This is a genomic window from Calothrix rhizosoleniae SC01 (assembly GCF_900185595.1).
Lineage (GTDB): Bacteria > Cyanobacteriota > Cyanobacteriia > Cyanobacteriales > Nostocaceae > Calothrix_A > Calothrix_A rhizosoleniae.
In genome coordinates, this window is record NZ_FYBH01000320.1 from 1 (window position 1) to 15,459 (window position 15,459).

16 protein-coding genes are annotated in these 15,459 nt (G+C 41.4%); 6 read left to right on the forward strand and 10 right to left on the reverse strand.

Features of this window, described 5'->3' with window-relative positions:
• Window positions 1-204 precede the first annotated feature (204 nt).
• The 6 genes from CALSC_RS19475 to CALSC_RS19500 all read right to left on the reverse strand — a co-directional run bounded on the left by CALSC_RS19475 (window position 205) and on the right by CALSC_RS19500 (window position 3,801).
• Window positions 205-714, reverse strand: coding sequence for a Jag family protein (locus CALSC_RS19475; protein WP_407641956.1), 510 nt, complete (start codon window positions 712-714; stop codon window positions 205-207).
• A 2-nt stretch (window positions 715-716) separates the two neighbouring features.
• The gene (gene yidC, locus CALSC_RS19480; protein ID WP_088242944.1) at window positions 717-1,862 is read right to left on the reverse strand and encodes a membrane protein insertase YidC; all 1,146 of its coding nucleotides are present in this window, start codon (window positions 1,860-1,862) and stop codon (window positions 717-719) included.
• 197 nt (window positions 1,863-2,059) lie between these two features.
• Window positions 2,060-2,452: a PH domain-containing protein gene (locus tag CALSC_RS19485; protein WP_088242945.1), complete on the reverse strand. Its 393-nt coding sequence runs from the start codon at window positions 2,450-2,452 to the stop codon at window positions 2,060-2,062.
• Entirely contained in the window at window positions 2,439-2,843 is a 405-nt protein-coding gene (gene rnpA / locus CALSC_RS19490) for a ribonuclease P protein component (protein ID WP_088242946.1), read from the reverse strand. The genes CALSC_RS19485 and rnpA overlap by 14 nt, the downstream gene beginning before the upstream one ends.
• Window positions 2,844-2,865: 22 nt before the next feature.
• Window positions 2,866-3,000, reverse strand: coding sequence for a 50S ribosomal protein L34 (gene rpmH, locus CALSC_RS19495; RefSeq protein WP_088242947.1), 135 nt, complete (start codon window positions 2,998-3,000; stop codon window positions 2,866-2,868).
• 291 nt (window positions 3,001-3,291) lie between these two features.
• Window positions 3,292-3,801 carry a DUF2808 domain-containing protein gene (locus tag CALSC_RS19500; protein WP_088242948.1) on the reverse strand — a complete coding sequence of 170 codons (510 nt, stop codon included), beginning with the start codon at window positions 3,799-3,801 and terminating at the stop codon, window positions 3,292-3,294.
• Between the two features lie 853 nt (window positions 3,802-4,654).
• Between CALSC_RS19500 and CALSC_RS19505 the strand changes: the two genes are divergently transcribed.
• The 3 genes from CALSC_RS19505 to CALSC_RS19515 all read left to right on the forward strand — a co-directional run bounded on the left by CALSC_RS19505 (window position 4,655) and on the right by CALSC_RS19515 (window position 7,702).
• Window positions 4,655-5,821 (forward strand): Re/Si-specific NAD(P)(+) transhydrogenase subunit alpha, encoded by a 1,167-nt coding sequence (locus CALSC_RS19505; RefSeq protein WP_088242949.1) that lies wholly within the window; start codon window positions 4,655-4,657, stop codon window positions 5,819-5,821.
• Between the two features lie 181 nt (window positions 5,822-6,002).
• The gene (locus CALSC_RS19510; protein WP_088242950.1) at window positions 6,003-6,296 is read left to right on the forward strand and encodes an NAD(P) transhydrogenase subunit alpha; all 294 of its coding nucleotides are present in this window, start codon (window positions 6,003-6,005) and stop codon (window positions 6,294-6,296) included.
• Window positions 6,293-7,702 carry an NAD(P)(+) transhydrogenase (Re/Si-specific) subunit beta gene (locus CALSC_RS19515; protein ID WP_088242951.1) on the forward strand — a complete coding sequence of 470 codons (1,410 nt, stop codon included), beginning with the start codon at window positions 6,293-6,295 and terminating at the stop codon, window positions 7,700-7,702. The genes CALSC_RS19510 and CALSC_RS19515 overlap by 4 nt, the downstream gene beginning before the upstream one ends.
• Before the next feature lie 418 nt (window positions 7,703-8,120).
• On the opposite strand, the gene CALSC_RS26625 is transcribed toward CALSC_RS19515, so the two are convergent.
• Window positions 8,121-8,294 (reverse strand): hypothetical protein, encoded by a 174-nt coding sequence (locus CALSC_RS26625; protein ID WP_159460649.1) that lies wholly within the window; start codon window positions 8,292-8,294, stop codon window positions 8,121-8,123.
• A 285-nt stretch (window positions 8,295-8,579) separates the two neighbouring features.
• Here CALSC_RS26625 and CALSC_RS19520 point away from each other — a divergent pair, with 285 nt between their 5' ends.
• The gene (locus CALSC_RS19520; RefSeq protein WP_088242952.1) at window positions 8,580-9,497 is read left to right on the forward strand and encodes an alpha/beta fold hydrolase; all 918 of its coding nucleotides are present in this window, start codon (window positions 8,580-8,582) and stop codon (window positions 9,495-9,497) included.
• A gap of 160 nt (window positions 9,498-9,657) precedes the next feature.
• The gene (locus tag CALSC_RS19525) at window positions 9,658-10,320 is read left to right on the forward strand and encodes a GNAT family N-acetyltransferase (protein ID WP_235006864.1); all 663 of its coding nucleotides are present in this window, start codon (window positions 9,658-9,660) and stop codon (window positions 10,318-10,320) included.
• 115 nt (window positions 10,321-10,435) lie between these two features.
• On the opposite strand, the gene CALSC_RS19530 is transcribed toward CALSC_RS19525, so the two are convergent.
• The gene (locus tag CALSC_RS19530; RefSeq protein ID WP_088242954.1) at window positions 10,436-10,684 is read right to left on the reverse strand and encodes a Ycf34 family protein; all 249 of its coding nucleotides are present in this window, start codon (window positions 10,682-10,684) and stop codon (window positions 10,436-10,438) included.
• 86 nt (window positions 10,685-10,770) lie between these two features.
• Here CALSC_RS19530 and CALSC_RS19535 point away from each other — a divergent pair, with 86 nt between their 5' ends.
• Window positions 10,771-12,036 (forward strand): tRNA nucleotidyltransferase/poly(A) polymerase family protein, encoded by a 1,266-nt coding sequence (locus tag CALSC_RS19535; protein ID WP_088242955.1) that lies wholly within the window; start codon window positions 10,771-10,773, stop codon window positions 12,034-12,036.
• A 174-nt stretch (window positions 12,037-12,210) separates the two neighbouring features.
• Here the strand turns inward: CALSC_RS19535 and CALSC_RS19540 are convergent, their stop codons facing one another.
• Window positions 12,211-15,087, reverse strand: coding sequence for a glycerol-3-phosphate acyltransferase (locus CALSC_RS19540; RefSeq protein ID WP_088242956.1), 2,877 nt, complete (start codon window positions 15,085-15,087; stop codon window positions 12,211-12,213).
• 162 nt (window positions 15,088-15,249) lie between these two features.
• On the reverse strand, window positions 15,250-15,390 hold the full coding sequence (locus tag CALSC_RS27075) for a hypothetical protein (protein WP_200817693.1): 141 nt from the start codon (window positions 15,388-15,390) through the stop codon (window positions 15,250-15,252).
• Window positions 15,391-15,459 lie beyond the last annotated feature (69 nt).

A 15,459-nucleotide genomic window follows, 5' to 3' on the forward strand; every position in this document is an offset into this window, starting at 1 on the left:
AAAACTTATATCAATTTGTTGTTCAATTTAAACAAGATATTTAAGAGATTTACCGCATTAAAATTACTACGGATGCTAATAATTTATACCATTTTCAATTTTATATTTTATTTTGATAAATCACGTTAAGAGACGTGAAAGTATCACGTCTCTTTAGAAAAAATCCATAGCATGTGGATTAGAGGTTTAGATTTTGGTATCTATTTATTCCATAGAAGCCAGACATACTACTAAATGCCGATTAGGTTCTTTCCCTCGACTGAAGGTTTTTAGATCAGTAAAGTCCTGTAATAAACTATGGACTTGTCGGCGTTCAGATGAACTTAGGGATTTAATGATCACTTCTTGACCGGTAGCCCGCACTTCCTGAATGGCTGATTGTGCCATAGCTTGGATTTCTCCTTGCCTCTTGACACGATAGCCATCTAATTCAATGGTGTACGAACCTTGCTCCTCTGGTGACTGATTTAAGTTGAGAATAGAATTAGCTAAATACTGAATAGCATCCAAGACTGAGCCTCTATCACCAATCAATACCTGGATTTGCTCTGGGGTCAAATTGGTTTTATCGATTGTCAACCAATAGGTTTTTTGTTCTGGCAGCTCATGATTTGTATCTAATTCTACCTGAATATCAACATCATCAGTAATTCCAGATTTTTTCAGCAGTGTTTTTAACCACTGCTGACCTCGTTGTCTGGGACTATCAGTCATTATTAACCTGTAGCCTTTTTCTTAGAACTTTTTGGTTCAAAAGGTAAAGCTTGTTGGCCTTTCCCTTCTGCATCTTTTTCCTGGGCATCTACAATTTTTTGTAATTCTTCTGGTAATGGTTCCCGAGACAGAATATAAGTTTGTAGGGTTTGGAAAATGTTACCAATTACCATGTACATTAATACACCTGCTGGCAGGGGAAAGAACAAAAACATTCCGGAAAAAAGAACTGGAGTGATTTTGTTAATTGTTTCCTGCTGGGGATTTCCACTGGTGGAATTTTGTCCAGAAAGAACTTGGCTAATGTATAGGGTAACGCCAAACATCAGCACCATGGCAACAATATCCCAATGAATAGTACCATCTGGCTCAGTTGCACCAATTCGACCCAAGGCTTGAATAAAGAGGAATCCTTTTTCTGCTGCCAATCCCGGTATTTTACCTTGGATAGTAACATCTCCAGGTTGCAAAGCCTCGATATTACCATCGGCATCAATATTTACCCTTTCTGCTCCTTTGGTAACTGTCCATTCCGGTGTGAGCTGATTTTCCGGATGTTCCGTCATCAGCTCGGAAAAAGGTTTGCCTTCCTCAGACTGATATTGAATCTTTGTATTTTCTCCCACTGCTAACTTATTCCCACCAGGTAGAATGGCAGCTACCTTCATATGTTCACCATCAGTTATATATATATTTTGTGGGGCAGTGGCAAAGGCTTGTGGTTGAATTCTCTCAATTTGTTCGGCGGGTAAGATTTGCAAGTTGACAGTGTAATTTACACCGGCAAAAGGCGAACCTCGCAAGGTAGCAAATAGAGCTAATAAAACTGGCATTTGGAACAGTAAGGGTAAACACCCTCCCAAAGGATTGCCAAATTCCTTTTGGACGTTAACCATTTCCTCTTGCTGTTTTTGCGGATTGTCCTTATGACGTTCCTTGATTTCTTGCATCCGCTTTTGCATCAAGGGATTGACGATTCGCATTCGCCGCATATTACGGATGGAACCAGCACTCAAAGGATAGAGTGCAAAGCGAATGATCAGTGTCAAAGCTACGATCGCCAACCCATAGCTAGGTACAATCCCATAGAACAAGTCTATGATTGGCAACATCACGTTGTTCGAGAGAAAGCTGATACCAAAATCCATTATTCTGAATTCAACCTGAGGTACTATAAATTAACTGAATCTAATTTATCTAAATCATGATTTAGATGGGAATCTTGTTAGATTTCGGATAGCCGCACATTATCCATGAAAGTTTGTATATTTTAGCTGCCAGTACTTTACTGGAATTTAGCTAATTATCAAAACGAAATCACTAAATTTTAGCAGCCGAAATTGACTCACTTTTTAATCGCACCAATTTTGTTGGGATTTTTTGCAGCAACTCTTTCATCGATGTAATCATAAATTTCCCTAAATCTGGGAACAGCTCGCATTTCTAAACGACTACCATCTCTGAGAGTTAGTGCCATATCACCCCATAAGCCAATGCCACGGGGAACCTTAGCTATTTTGACAATTTCTGAGTAAATTATATCAGTGCGATCGCGTCCCATCCAGCCGCCGATGACTGAAATCCGCCGATCAGTGATGCGGAAGCGCAACCACAATGCCCTGACAATTGCCCCCACTGTCAATGGTAAACCCACAATTGTGAACCCAATCAAGATACTGAGAATTAAATCTCCTATATGGGGGCCACCTTCATAATAAACTTCTTCACGAATGCCCATTTAACACCTCAGTTTTTACCAGCAACTGCTTTAATTCTTGCAGAAATTGTTGGCTTATGCACTCCCATTCTGCTGCTGTTGGTTTTACAACCACTACTAATCGCCATCCTGGGGATAATTTGGGCAATAATTTATATAGAGCTGCGGCAATTTGACGTTTGATTTTATTGCGTACTACTGCCCGCTTACTAACTTTGGTACTAATAGAGATGGCAATGCGTGTGGGAGAAGGGACGCAATTCAGCTTAGCAGCATTCTGAGAAGGATTTTTTGATAATGATGGCCGTAAGGCTCTTAATGTTAAATAAGAACCATGACAGCGAAATCCTCCCCGGAAGACTGCTTGAAAATCTTGGCGGGACTTTAATCGATTTGCTTTGGGCAAAGCCACTGCTGGTATTCGCTGGAGAACTTTAAACGCTAAGACGATGCCGTCCTTTCTTTCTCCTAGCCCTAATAACATTTCTACCATCTGGTGTCCGCATCCGAGCCCGAAAACCGGAGGTTCTTTTTCTCTTGCGACAAGTGCCGCCCAAGGTTCTCTGCATATTGTTGTCCTCTAAGGTGATTTTTTATAAAAAGTCACAATCTATTATTATATCACTTATGATGTGCTTTCTCAGGAAAAACTAATTGCTCAGATATGGATCAGTTATTAGCAAACGAGAGTGTCAAGTTTTTATCTCTTTCCCATATACTGCTGCCGTTTCCAGTCCTGGGATTGGGGACTTCCCAAAAAAAATTAATCGCTTGGAATGCAATGGAGCAAGGAGCAGGAGGAGTGAAGCAAGTAGTTCTAGTCCAGAAATTGGTTAATTTATTTTTTGGTGTTCCATTGGTTAATCAACACCCAAAATCCATGTTCCGACGTAGCGGGATAGTGGCACATCTCCAGGAGATCTCATCAGACATTGGAAATAAAACATGCCGCTAGAATTTGGATTGCGAACATTAGATAATACCAACTCTACCCTAGATCCTGCTGGTACTGGCTCTTCGGGATAGATTTCAATTATACGATTGTCCTTGTCCCATTTTTTCTTAGATAATTTCACTTTTTTGCCTCCAACCTTGACCGCAATCTTCTTGGGATCAAAGCTTCCTTTATAGTTTTTGGGATAGGCGACAATAAATCGGGCAGCTGCAAATTTCATTTTTTTACTGGGAATTCTTAGCCGGTATCGATCCCAGGCTCCCCGACGACCAGAAAAATCTAAATGGAAGGGCAATTGATATCCACGCTTGACACCGCTAAATAGGGTCAAACCACCAGCCAAAGAAGTATTGGGCAAGGTGAAACTTGTTAACAAACAGCTGGTTATGGCTAAACTGGAAAGTAAACGTCGCATAGTTAAGCTCCTAGAGTAAGAACAAATATGTTATCGCACTCAATTGGTCAAACGTTCGTAACTAAACTTTACTACTAGCTTGAGTCAAATGGACAGAGTTTGAATACTAAAAGTGCCTGTATATGATGACAAGGAGCAGGGAGCAGGGAGTAGGGAGTAGGGAGTAGGGATTAAGAGGCAGGGAGCAGAGGGAATAATTCCAGGAAGAGGACAAGGGGCTTGAACTAAGGAGCCATTATTCCTTGCATTTAACTGTTTCGATTGGTTTTATTACCCAGTTTTATTAATGTTAACTGTTAAAAGATTCTGCTATGTAATTGGATCAGTTTTATTTCATGAAGAGAATAAGGAAATATGGTGGCTGGGAAAATCTTTATATTAATTTAAATGTTTTCCCACCTCATTTAAGTAAATATATAGAATCACTCTGAATCGACTTAATGTAAATTGAGATTGCGAATAACTTCACTGCTAAAAAACATCGGTTATGATTAGTTTATATATAACTTTGCCTGATTGATTAGTATTGCAAATTGTAACGAGGGGATAAGAAAAATGTTTAATCCCTAAAACAATTTGGAAAAAGAGATACTCAAACTGGGGATCAACATAGGATTTGCAATATGCAAACGAATGCAAGTATCTAGAAATTCTGATATCCATAAGGGGCATAGTCTAGGTTTTGCCTGGAGCAATTAAGATGAAACAAAGAGGAGTCACATCATCTGAATTGCAACAACTCAAACAACTCAGTATTGATAGCCATTTAGACAAATAAACTGTGCCTATTGTCGGCTGAACAACAAAATTTCACCACTTGCATCGCAATAAGTATTTATCTCAAGGAGATTTCATGAAGATAGCAGTAGCTAAGGAAATTGAAGTTTGCGAACGTCGTGTTGCCCTAATTCCCGATATCGTCGCCAAATTGGTAAAGAAAGGCTTAGAGGTATGGGTGGAATCTGGTGCGGGTGAGAGAGCTTTTTTTACTGATGCTGATTATGAAGCAGCAGGAGCAACAGTTATCACCGATCCCCACAAGTTATGGAGCGAGGCTGATATCCTCCTCAAAGTTAGTCCTCCTCAAGATCGGGAAGATGGGCATTCGGAAATTGATTTACTCAAACCAGGAGCTATATTAATTGGATTTTTAAATCCCCTAGGAAATCCAAAATTAGCTAGTCATTTGGCTGAACGCCAAGTAAGTGCCTTGAGTATGGAGATGATCCCCCGTACCACTAGGGCACAAAGTATGGATGCTTTGTCTTCTCAGGCATCGATCGCGGGATATAAGGCAGCATTGATTGCAGCAGCAGCTTTACCAAAGTATTTCCCCATGCTGACAACTGCTGCTGGTACAATTGCCCCGGCGAAGGTGTTTATTATGGGAGCTGGGGTCGCAGGATTACAAGCGATCGCTACTGCTCGGCGATTGGGAGCAATTGTGGAGGCTTTTGATATTCGCCCTGCTGTCAAGGAAGAAGTACAAAGTTTAGGGGCAAAGTTTGTTGAAGTTAAATTAGATGAAGATACAGCAACTGCTGGGGGCTACGCCAAAGAAATTTCTGAAGACAGCAAGCAAAAAACTCAAGAACTTGTCACATCCCACGTCAAGAATGCTGATGTAGTCATTACCACGGCTCAAGTTCCTGGGAAGAAAGCTCCTTTGTTGGTGACAGAGGAGATGGTATCGCAAATGAAACCAGGAGCAACAATCGTGGATTTAGCAGCAGAGCAGGGTGGTAACTGTGCTTGTACAGCTCCTGGCAAAGATATTGTCGTCAATGGTGTGACTATCATTGGCCCAATAAATTTACCATCATCCCTACCAGTTCATGCTAGCCAGTTGTATGCCAAGAACCTGACATCATTAATCCAACTACTGATTAATAAAGATGGGCAATTAGAGGTAAATTTTGCCGATGACATCATTGATGCGGCTTGCATTACCCACGCCGGAGAAATTCGTAACTCACGGGTACAAGATGCCCTAAAAGCCGAACAGTCAGCAATTAGTTAGGAGAGAAGGAGTTAGGGGGAAAGAGGGGAAGAGAGAAAGAAGGAAGGAGGGAAGGAATGAAAGATAAAAAATCTTAACTCCCAACCATTAACCATCAACCTTCACTCTCTCACTCTCCCACTCTCTCACTCCCCGTACTTCCCACACTCCCCATTTATCAATTACAGGAGTTTGAATATCAATGACAGAAGCATTAATTGCAGCTTTATTTGTGTTTGCTTTGGCAGCATTTGTTGGGTTTGAGGTGATTAATAAAGTCCCTCCTACCTTGCATACTCCCCTGATGTCGGGATCGAATGCGATTTCCGGTATTTCCGTACTGGGAGCAATCGTGGCTTCCGGTGCTCAGGAGTGGAAAATATCCGTAATTCTAGGTTTAATTGCGGTGGTTCTGGCAACGATTAACGTAGTCGGTGGTTTCCTGGTGACAGATCGGATGTTGCAAATGTTTAAGAAGAAGGAGATTAAGGCATGAGCGATTTAATACCAACTGGGATTCAGCTGACATACTTGCTTGCAGCCTCCCTCTTTATTCTCGGTTTGAAAAAGTTAGGTTCACCAGCTACAGCCAGAAACGGTAATGTGATGGCTGCTGTGGGTATGTTATTGGCGGTAGTGGTGACATTGCTGGATCAGCAGGTGTTGAACTACCAAATGATTTTGTTGGGCTTGGCAATCGGATCGGCTATTGGTGCGATCGCAGCCTATAAAGTAGAAATGACCCAAATGCCCCAAATGGTGGGTTTGTTGAATGGTTTGGGTGGTTCTGCCTCGGCTCTGGTGGCTGTGGCTGAATTTTGGCGTTTATTAGGTGCATCTCAGTCTGTCCCCTTAGATGCCAGTATTTCCATGCTGCTGGATGTGCTAATTGGTGGTGTTACCTTTACAGGTAGTGCGATCGCTTTTGCAAAACTACAGGGAATCATGAGTGGTTCGCCAATAACATTTCCTTTGCAGCAACCCATAAATGCTTTACTGCTGGGTTCTTATTTAGTCGGTGGTGCTTTTTTATTAATCGATCCCACTAATCTACCCATATTCTTAGGAGTGGTAGGAGTCTCTTTAGTATTAGGTGTGATGTTCGTCATTCCCATTGGTGGGGGTGATATGCCGGTGGTGATTTCTTTATTGAACTCATTTTCTGGTTTAGCGGCTGCTGCGGCTGGTTTTGTGGTAATGAACAATATGTTAATTATCGCCGGTGCATTGGTGGGAGCATCAGGTTTAATCCTGACGGAGATTATGTGTAAGGCTATGAACCGTTCCCTATTCAGTGTGCTGTTCAGTGCTTTTGGTACTGGTGCAGGTGCAGTCGCTGGTGCAGCTGGGGCTGGGGGAGCAACAGATAAAGTTGTCCACAGCATCGATCCCGAAGAAGGGGCTATGATGTTGGGTTATGCCCGTTCTGTGGTCATTGTTCCTGGTTACGGGATGGCTGTAGCTCAAGCGCAACACAGTGTAAGAGAATTAGCAGATCAGCTGGAAAAGTTGAGTGTAGATGTTAAATATGCAATTCACCCTGTAGCTGGAAGGATGCCGGGGCATATGAATGTATTACTGGCAGAGGCGAATGTGCCCTATGAGCAACTGCACGACATGGATGATATCAATCCCCAGTTGGAGCAAACTGATGTCGCCTTGGTAATCGGTGCTAATGATGTAGTCAATCCTTCTGCTCGTACCGATGACAAGAGTCCAATTTATGGTATGCCTATTTTAGAGGTAGACAAGGCCAAGCATACTATTGTTATTAAGCGGGGTATGAGTGTTGGTTTTGCTGGTGTAGATAATGATTTGTTCTACAAGGATAAAACTACCATGTTGTTTGGTAGTGCTAAGGATATGGTAGCGAAGTTAGTTTCTGAAGTGAAGCAACTGTAAGCAATTTTTCCCACGTTATTTATTTAACCCTCTTCGGTGACGAGGAGGGTATTTTTATGTTGAGTCCTTTTATTACTTGTTATACCAATTGGAAAAATTATTGGGACAGATGGAAAGAAAGAAAAGCTTAATATCAATTAAAAAAAAGAATGCGACATATGGGTAAGGGCACGGCACCAGTAAGATAATTTTATATACCAAAAGATTGTGGATGCCGTGCCCCTACGAAAAATGTATGTGTCGCAAACATTGTAAAGAAAACTAAGTTATTAATTTTGGACAAAGTCGAGCTGAGAGTAATCTTGGAAAGGTATTATATTTAATATCAAAATTATAAAAACCTAACCCTCTTCATGATCAAGGAGGGTATTTTTGTGTTTATCCCAATACCTGAAGCGTTCATGGGATAACTTACTAACTATGCTGTACCGCCACTTTCTGTTTTAACTGGTCTACCTAGGGTTTTTGGAGGTGTTCTACGACTGGTGAATCTGGCCAATTTTCTCTGAGCATATTTATATTTTAACAAGCTATAAGCTGCTTCAATTTTTCTTGGTTTACCAATGGTAAAAATACCAGCTCTGATTCTCATTTTAGTTACCCCCGAAAAATTAGCTATATATTTATATACATGATGTCACCGCAAATTCCAGATACTTAGGAAAATATAATACTACACAATTAGGTTAGCCCTGAGCGAAGTCGAACCGTTAGGACATTGTTGAAGCACCAAACCTATGAGCAGTAAAATTTTTATTCCTTCGGAGTGCGCTGCAGGATCACTTTTGGCTTTTGATTTGCGCGTAGTGCTATATATTAAAAATGTCTATTGTTAAGTATATCCAGTTCTAAAGACACAGGCGCAAATCGTTACTCCATGCTGAATTTCCAACCTCCTGGTTTTAAACAGTGCGTTCTAGACACCAATTTAGGACAGATGGTTTACTCCATCCCAGATTTAAACTTTTGGCAAGCATCATTAACCGAAGGATATTCATTAGGAGTCAAATCATCACCTCTTGTATTTCTACATAGTTTGGGAGGAGGCTCATCCGCCTATGAATGGTCAAAGATTTATCCTGGTTTTGCTGCTATCCATCAAGTAATTGCTCCCGATTTAATTGGTTGGGGAGATTCTGACCATCCTGCGAGAGAATATCATCCTCAAGACTATCTCAACCTAATTCAAACTCTACTTGTAGAAGTAGCTGTAGAACCTGCTTGGGTTGTTGCTTCTTCCCTCACTGCTGGGTTGACTATTCGTTTAGCCATTCAACAGCCACAATTATTCCGAGGATTGTTTTTAGTTTGTCCTTCTGGATATCGGGATTTTGGAGCTGATTATGGCAAAGAATTGGTATCTCAGCTAGTAGGGATTCCAGGGTTAGATCGGATTATTTATGGGCTTGGAGCGGCTAATGAATTAGCCGTGCGTAACTTTCTAGAACAATTTTTATTTGCCGAGCGATCGCGTATTAATGATGAAATTGTCGCAGCTTATCTAGCCTCAGCAGTTAAACCAAATGCAGAATATGCTGCCTTGTCTTCTTTAAAAGGCGATTTATGCTTTGATTTGTCCGAGTATATGCAAGAGCTAAAAGTACCGACAATTTTTGTTTGGGGAGAGCAATCTCGTTTTAGTAATACCGAGCAAGGACGGCGACTTTCCCGCCTTAATCCTGAGATAATTCAAGGGTTTCATAGTATTCCTGGGGCTGGAGTTTTACCTCATTTAGAAATACCAGCAATTATTACTGGGCTACTCTACCGTTATTTGACATCCTCTCATCGCTAACCTATAAGGGCTAACTGCTATGTAGGGCTTGCTGTTCGCAGAGCGTGCCGTTAGGCATAAAAGTCCTGTGGTGGAGGTAGGGAACTCTTAACCAGTAACTCTTAACAGTTTTACCCCTATTTTTCCCATATTCTGTTAAGGTGTTCTAGGATATGGATATTTGAAAATATTTTCCTCCGATCCAATCACAACTAAACTTACCTTGACTTCCTGGTTTTTTAACTCATCTCAACAAGAACCAATTGCTAACACTCCCACTCAAGCTTCATGCCTATTTCAAGTGCGGGTGGCGACATCCTCTGATTTGACTGGTGTTGCCCAAATTATTGCTGAAAGCTTTCACTCCCGACATGGTGTGTGGGGATGGGCTTTCCCTCTCCTACGTTTGGGTATTTATGAAGACTTAAGACATCGTTTAACATTACCTGCTCCCCACCACATTTGTTTAGTGGCTGTAGATTCCATCGCCGGAATTAATCATATTGTGGGGACTGTAGAAATGGCTGTACGTTTCAGCGAATCCTGGAATAATTTAAATAGAAGTAATAGAAGTTTTCCTTACCTATCGAATTTAGCTGTTAATCCTCAATATCGTCGTCAGGGAGCTGCTTCTAGTTTATTGAAGGCTTGCGATCAAATGGCTCTAAATTGGGGTTTTCAGGATCTATACCTTCATGTATTGGAAAATAACTATCAAGCACAGCATCTGTATTTCAAGCTGGGATATCGGGTAAATAAAATTGAATCCCCTTGGAACAAATTTATGTTCCAAAGATCGCGCCAAATGTTACTACACAAAAATCTACACAGCACCGTAGAATAAGGCAAAAAGGGAACAAAGAAAAACAATATTATTATTCTTCACTCCTTCACTCCCTCACTCCTTCACTCCCTCACTCTTCCACTCTTCCACTCTTCCATTCCTTCACTCCAAATTCTCAAGTTGGTACTAATTCACCGGGACGCAACTTAGACCACTTACCCTTTTCTTCTTTAAAGCTCAGACAACCAACAACATCCCATTCCATTTCAATCACATCTGCCTGGGAACGAATATTAACATTAATGGAAGGCTCATTAGGCTCAAAATCTGGAGTTTCTGTCAAATGCAGTTGTTGATGTTGGGTTTCCACTGCGTGGTAAGTCAGACAGCGATCTACATATTGGCAGTTAATGCAAATACACATAACCAGAGCGATTGTAAGGGACTTTATTGTTAATCTAACTTAAGTAGAAATTTTATTCACTATCTATTGGGTTTATTTTTATTACAATGCAAGGCTCCGTTGTTTCTCCCTTCTCTCCTGAAACTTGGCCATTTGACCTGGAATTACTGCCACAACCAGTTTACATGGTTGGTGGTGCAGTGCGAGATGGGATTTTAGGCAGAAGTAGTGAATATTTGGATCTAGATTTTGTTTTACCATCAGATGCGATCCAAACAGCGCGACATATTGCTAAATATTATCAAGCTGGTTTTGTCATCCTCGATCCAGCCAGAAAAATTGCTCGGGTGGTATTTCCCCATGCTACCGTTGATTTTGCTCAACAAGAAGGAAATAGTTTAGCAACTGATCTACGTCGGCGAGATTTTACGGTGAATGCGATCGCTTATAATCCTCATACCCAAGAAATGATTGATCCTCTACAAGGTTGTGTAGATTTAGACGCTAAGCTGTTAAGAATGGTATCCCCTGATAATTTGTCAGATGATCCTTTACGATTGTTACGCGCTTATCGTCAAGCCTCTCAATTGGGTTTTGCCATTGAAACCAATACCCAAGGAATTATTCGCAATCTAGCATCAAATATTACTCAAGTAGCGTTAGAAAGGGTGAGGGTAGAACTAGGTTATCTTTTGGCTAGTGCGACTGGTACTCCTTGGTTGCAAACTGCTTGGCAAGATGGTTTAATTCAGCCCTTTTTTCCCTATGCTAATTCTGAGAGCTTCTCTCAATTAGCAGCAGTGGACGCAGCAGTGGTGGAATTGGCAAAAACTTGGCAACCCTTAGGATTAAAAATACAAGGATTTATCAAGGATACAGTCAAAACTACTTGGTTGGGGATAGCGAAACTGGCTTGTCTTGTTCATCCCGAGCCAGATGTAGCAGCAGCAGAGCTAAATTCCTTGACCTATAGCCGTGTAGAAATTAGAGCTGTGACTACAATTTTGAAGCTTGCGCCACAGTTAAAAACTAATCAGATGTCATTACGAGAGCAGTATTTTTTCTTTCAGGAAGTGGGTGCTGTATTTCCAGCATTGGCTGTGTTTGCCTTAGCTTATAATTGCTCAGTAGAAGCGATCGCACCCTTAATCAGCCGCTACCTTAACCCTGATGATCTGGTTGCTTATCCTACCCCTCTGGTGAGTGGGCAGGACATCATGATATCACTAAAAATTCCACCATCACCATTTATTGGAGAACTGCTGACGGAGATTGCTTTAGCTCAAGTAGAGGGTAGGGTTTCTACTCGCAATGAGGCAATTGAATTGGCTGCTAGTTTGGAAGAGGGAAGGAGGGAAGGTGTGAAGGAGTGAGGGAGGGAAGGAGTGAAAGAGGAAAGGAGGGAAGGTGTGAAAGAGGCAAGGAGGGAAGGTGTGAAGGAGTGAGGGAGGGAAGGTGTGGGGAGTGTGGGGGAGTATGGGAAGTGTGGGGAGATGAAATAACTATCAACTACCAATTACCAACTACCAACTACCAACTATCAACTCCTATCGTGGTCTTAAGTCGTCTGATACTTCAACTATTCCCCTAGAACCATCAACCCTTACCCATTGCTCATCCTGGAGTAGCAATGTTGCATTATGAACATTCATGACTGCGGGAATCCCGTATTCCCGAGCAACGATCGCACCATGTGATAACCTACCACCAGCTTCTGCAATCAATCCCCCAGCTTGGGCCAATAATAGAGTCCATCCAGAATCAGTATAAGGTACTACCAAAATTATTTCCTTATTAACTTCCGGTAGGGAGTCAAAGTTGCGTAACACCTTGACTCTTCCTTCTACTTGTCCATGACTTGCAGGAATGCCTTGTAAAGTTTGACCAGAATAAAATGAGGAGGGAGTTAGGGGTGGTGGTGGTGAATTACCATATACCAAAAGGGGTACAGCCTGAATTTGCCTATCTTTTTCTCGTTGCGATCGCCTAATTTGTATTTTATTTTGTAATTCGTAAATAAAATCTACATCAGCACGTTCGATTAAAAATCGTATTTCTTCAAATTCTAAAAAAAAGATATCTCCAGATTCTAATAATATCCCTGACTCTAACCAAAGTTGTTCTAAGGCAATAAATGACCAACGTAATTCAGCCAAAAATCGGGAATAAGTTTCTGTGACTTTTCCTTTCAAGTCTACTCGTCTTTGGACGAATCCTCCGGTTTTTTTACTGGGAGTTGTTTGATTTTGGGAAGCTGGGTTTCCCTGCATTAGCTGTATAAATAATTGCTTGACTAAATGAGGTTCTTCCTTCCACGTAGAAACGGCAATATCTGTACCAACTTCGCTCAAATAGCCATATTTCTGTAACCATTGTTCAAATTCTGTCAGAATTTCCTTTCCTTTGACAGAAAGTGCTAAATCCTCAAACAAGGTTTCTGGATCGAATTCAGGAAATATTTCTTTGGCAGATGCAGCTAATCGATCCAAGCTCTGTAAAGCTGAGACTTCTGGTGTCAAACTATTATCAATTTTATTATCTTTTACCCGCAATAATGCTTGCCGTAATGAGGCACTTAAGGGAGCAAAAATACTGTAATAAGTGGCACGGCGCAAAAGTTCTAATATGGAGTCAATTCTTGCCAATATTTCCTGTATGTCCAGGATATCAACAGATTCTTGAGCTAATTGAGATAAACCAGGAGCAAAGTACTTTTTATCGTCTCGTTGAAAATCCCTAACTAAAGTTAATTCCCTACCCAACAACCTGAATAAACCGGACAAATTTTGTAATGTCGAGCTGAGAGGAGGCTTACTTAATTTTGCTCCCCTAGTTAAAAACTCGAGACTTTCCGGTGGTAAACCCATGCGCCGAAAAATCGTTCCTAAAAGGGACGCATTAAAATAAGCTCTAGAGTAATGGAGTGTTGCTGTTTCATTAAAATCTAGCCCAAAAGCACGACTACCCAAGGCAATGGTAAAAATTCCTCCCCAAACTCCACAGGTTAAGGGGCGATTGATTGACCAAGTGAGGGGGTGAATAATACCGGGAATCACCTCCGCAGCAATTTTCCTCGTCCAAATTGGTAGCAGGGTTGTAATTGGACGTGCTTGCAATACCCATAGGGTTTGACCATCATAACTCCATTCAATATCTTGGGGAACTCCATGATATCTATCTTCTAAGTGCCGAGCTAGGTAGGCGACTTGTTTAATTAAAACTGCTGGAACTCTACCTTCTCCCTCTAATTGCACAAAGGAGAAATTTTCTGTATCTACCACAAAAGCACAGTACTGTTCTGGGGTAATTTTGCCAGCAACTAATTCATTGGGATTGCCTGGTAAGGCTTCAATCACCACCGCATCCCCTTGCTGAGTCATGGGATCACGGCTAAATGCCACCCCAGAAAATACCCCCCGGATTTGCTGCTGAATTAATACTGCCATAGCAGTTTCTTGCAAACCCAAAGAATTACGGTATTGGACGGCATTGGGATTTTGATAAGATTCCTGCACTCTAGCGATCGCAGATTTTAGTCCCTCTTTAGTGGTAACATTGAGAATGGTTTCATACTGTCCCGCACCGGAAGCTTGTTCTGAATCTTCACCGATAGCAGTTGATCTGACTACCAATGGTGATAATTCGGAGGGGTGGAGAATTTCAATTAATACTTCTGGGTCATCATAGGGAGGCAATACCCAACCTTTAGGCACTGGATAACCCCAGCGCCTAATTTCGGATAATCTCGCTGCTTTATGGCCTACCATCCCCTGATTCAATTCATCATCCAGGGATAGTATTTTTCGATCGCCACGAAAAAATTGTAATGCAGCTTGGGATTCTGGTTGGGCTTCTTCAACGGGAAGTTCTAGATCATCAGGAATTTGCCGATAAATCCAAGCTAGTAAGCCCGCAAGGACTACCGCAGCCATGATTCTCGGCACATCCTCAATGTGTAAAAGAGCTTCTATGATGGGGAATAACAGCAATACCCCATACTTTGCCATCTGGCGATCGCGGACTATGGTAAAACTAATGCTTGCGAGTAAAAAGACGAATGCTGCTACCAAGGGATCATGAACTGTAAATCCCCATACCACATTGGTAGTACCAGCTCCTCTACCTACCGCATACCTACCTACGACTAAGGTAATTAATGCAATCAATTCCCAAGATGTACCCTGAGGAAAAAATGCGCGGGCAATAAAAACAGCCGCAACACCTTTGAATGCTTCTGACAAAACTGCCAGAATTCCCGTTAATGTACCACCATGATAAAAAGCTGCTGATACGCTAATGTTGCCAGTACCAACCTGTGCTAATTGTCTGCCTGTAAAAGCTTGGACAATCCAAGCAATCAAAGGTAGTGAACCCAGGATTGGGCAGACAGTTAAAATAATTAGGGCACCCCAAAGTTCTATCATGTTTGATTAGGGATTCTAGATTGACAATCTAAAAATCTAAAATCTAACATTTTCTGTTGACTATTGGTACATTTTAGATTGTTAGTGCCCCTACTAACACTGCTGACGAATCCAGCAGGAAAATAATGAATAGGAAAAAAGTACAACAAATAATATACCTGCTTAGCTAACTGCGTAGGCTGATTGCAATGCCCAAATAATTAGAACAGCAATCGAACCTAACAGCAGTAAAGTCGAGAATGTGACTAGGGTGGGAGAGTCTGCATCCTTAAATTTCATGATTCCTCGGTTGAGGTCGGACATAGCTTTGTAATCCTCCTTATGTTACTTTGCTAATTTAGTCCGATTCGATTGTAATCCTTTAAGTAGGTT

Bases quoted from the DNA above. Each gene is read 5' to 3' on its own strand.
- CALSC_RS19475 (WP_407641956.1), bottom strand. From the start codon at position 714: ATGACTGATAGTCCCAGACAACGAGGTCAGCAGTGGTTAAAAACACTG.
- yidC (WP_088242944.1), bottom strand. From the start codon at position 1,862: ATGGATTTTGGTATCAGCTTTCTCTCGAACAACGTGATGTTGCCAATC.
- CALSC_RS19485 (WP_088242945.1), bottom strand. From the start codon at position 2,452: ATGGGCATTCGTGAAGAAGTTTATTATGAAGGTGGCCCCCATATAGGA.
- rpmH (WP_088242947.1), bottom strand. From the start codon at position 3,000: ATGCAGAGAACCTTGGGCGGCACTTGTCGCAAGAGAAAAAGAACCTCC.
- CALSC_RS19500 (WP_088242948.1), bottom strand. From the start codon at position 3,801: ATGCGACGTTTACTTTCCAGTTTAGCCATAACCAGCTGTTTGTTAACA.
- CALSC_RS19505 (WP_088242949.1), top strand. From the start codon at position 4,655: ATGAAGATAGCAGTAGCTAAGGAAATTGAAGTTTGCGAACGTCGTGTT.
- CALSC_RS19510 (WP_088242950.1), top strand. From the start codon at position 6,003: ATGACAGAAGCATTAATTGCAGCTTTATTTGTGTTTGCTTTGGCAGCA.
- CALSC_RS19515 (WP_088242951.1), top strand. From the start codon at position 6,293: ATGAGCGATTTAATACCAACTGGGATTCAGCTGACATACTTGCTTGCA.
- CALSC_RS26625 (WP_159460649.1), bottom strand. From the start codon at position 8,294: ATGAGAATCAGAGCTGGTATTTTTACCATTGGTAAACCAAGAAAAATT.
- CALSC_RS19520 (WP_088242952.1), top strand. From the start codon at position 8,580: ATGCTGAATTTCCAACCTCCTGGTTTTAAACAGTGCGTTCTAGACACC.
- CALSC_RS19530 (WP_088242954.1), bottom strand. From the start codon at position 10,684: ATGTGTATTTGCATTAACTGCCAATATGTAGATCGCTGTCTGACTTAC.
- CALSC_RS19535 (WP_088242955.1), top strand. From the start codon at position 10,771: ATGCAAGGCTCCGTTGTTTCTCCCTTCTCTCCTGAAACTTGGCCATTT.
- CALSC_RS19540 (WP_088242956.1), bottom strand. From the start codon at position 15,087: ATGATAGAACTTTGGGGTGCCCTAATTATTTTAACTGTCTGCCCAATC.
- CALSC_RS27075 (WP_200817693.1), bottom strand. From the start codon at position 15,390: ATGTCCGACCTCAACCGAGGAATCATGAAATTTAAGGATGCAGACTCT.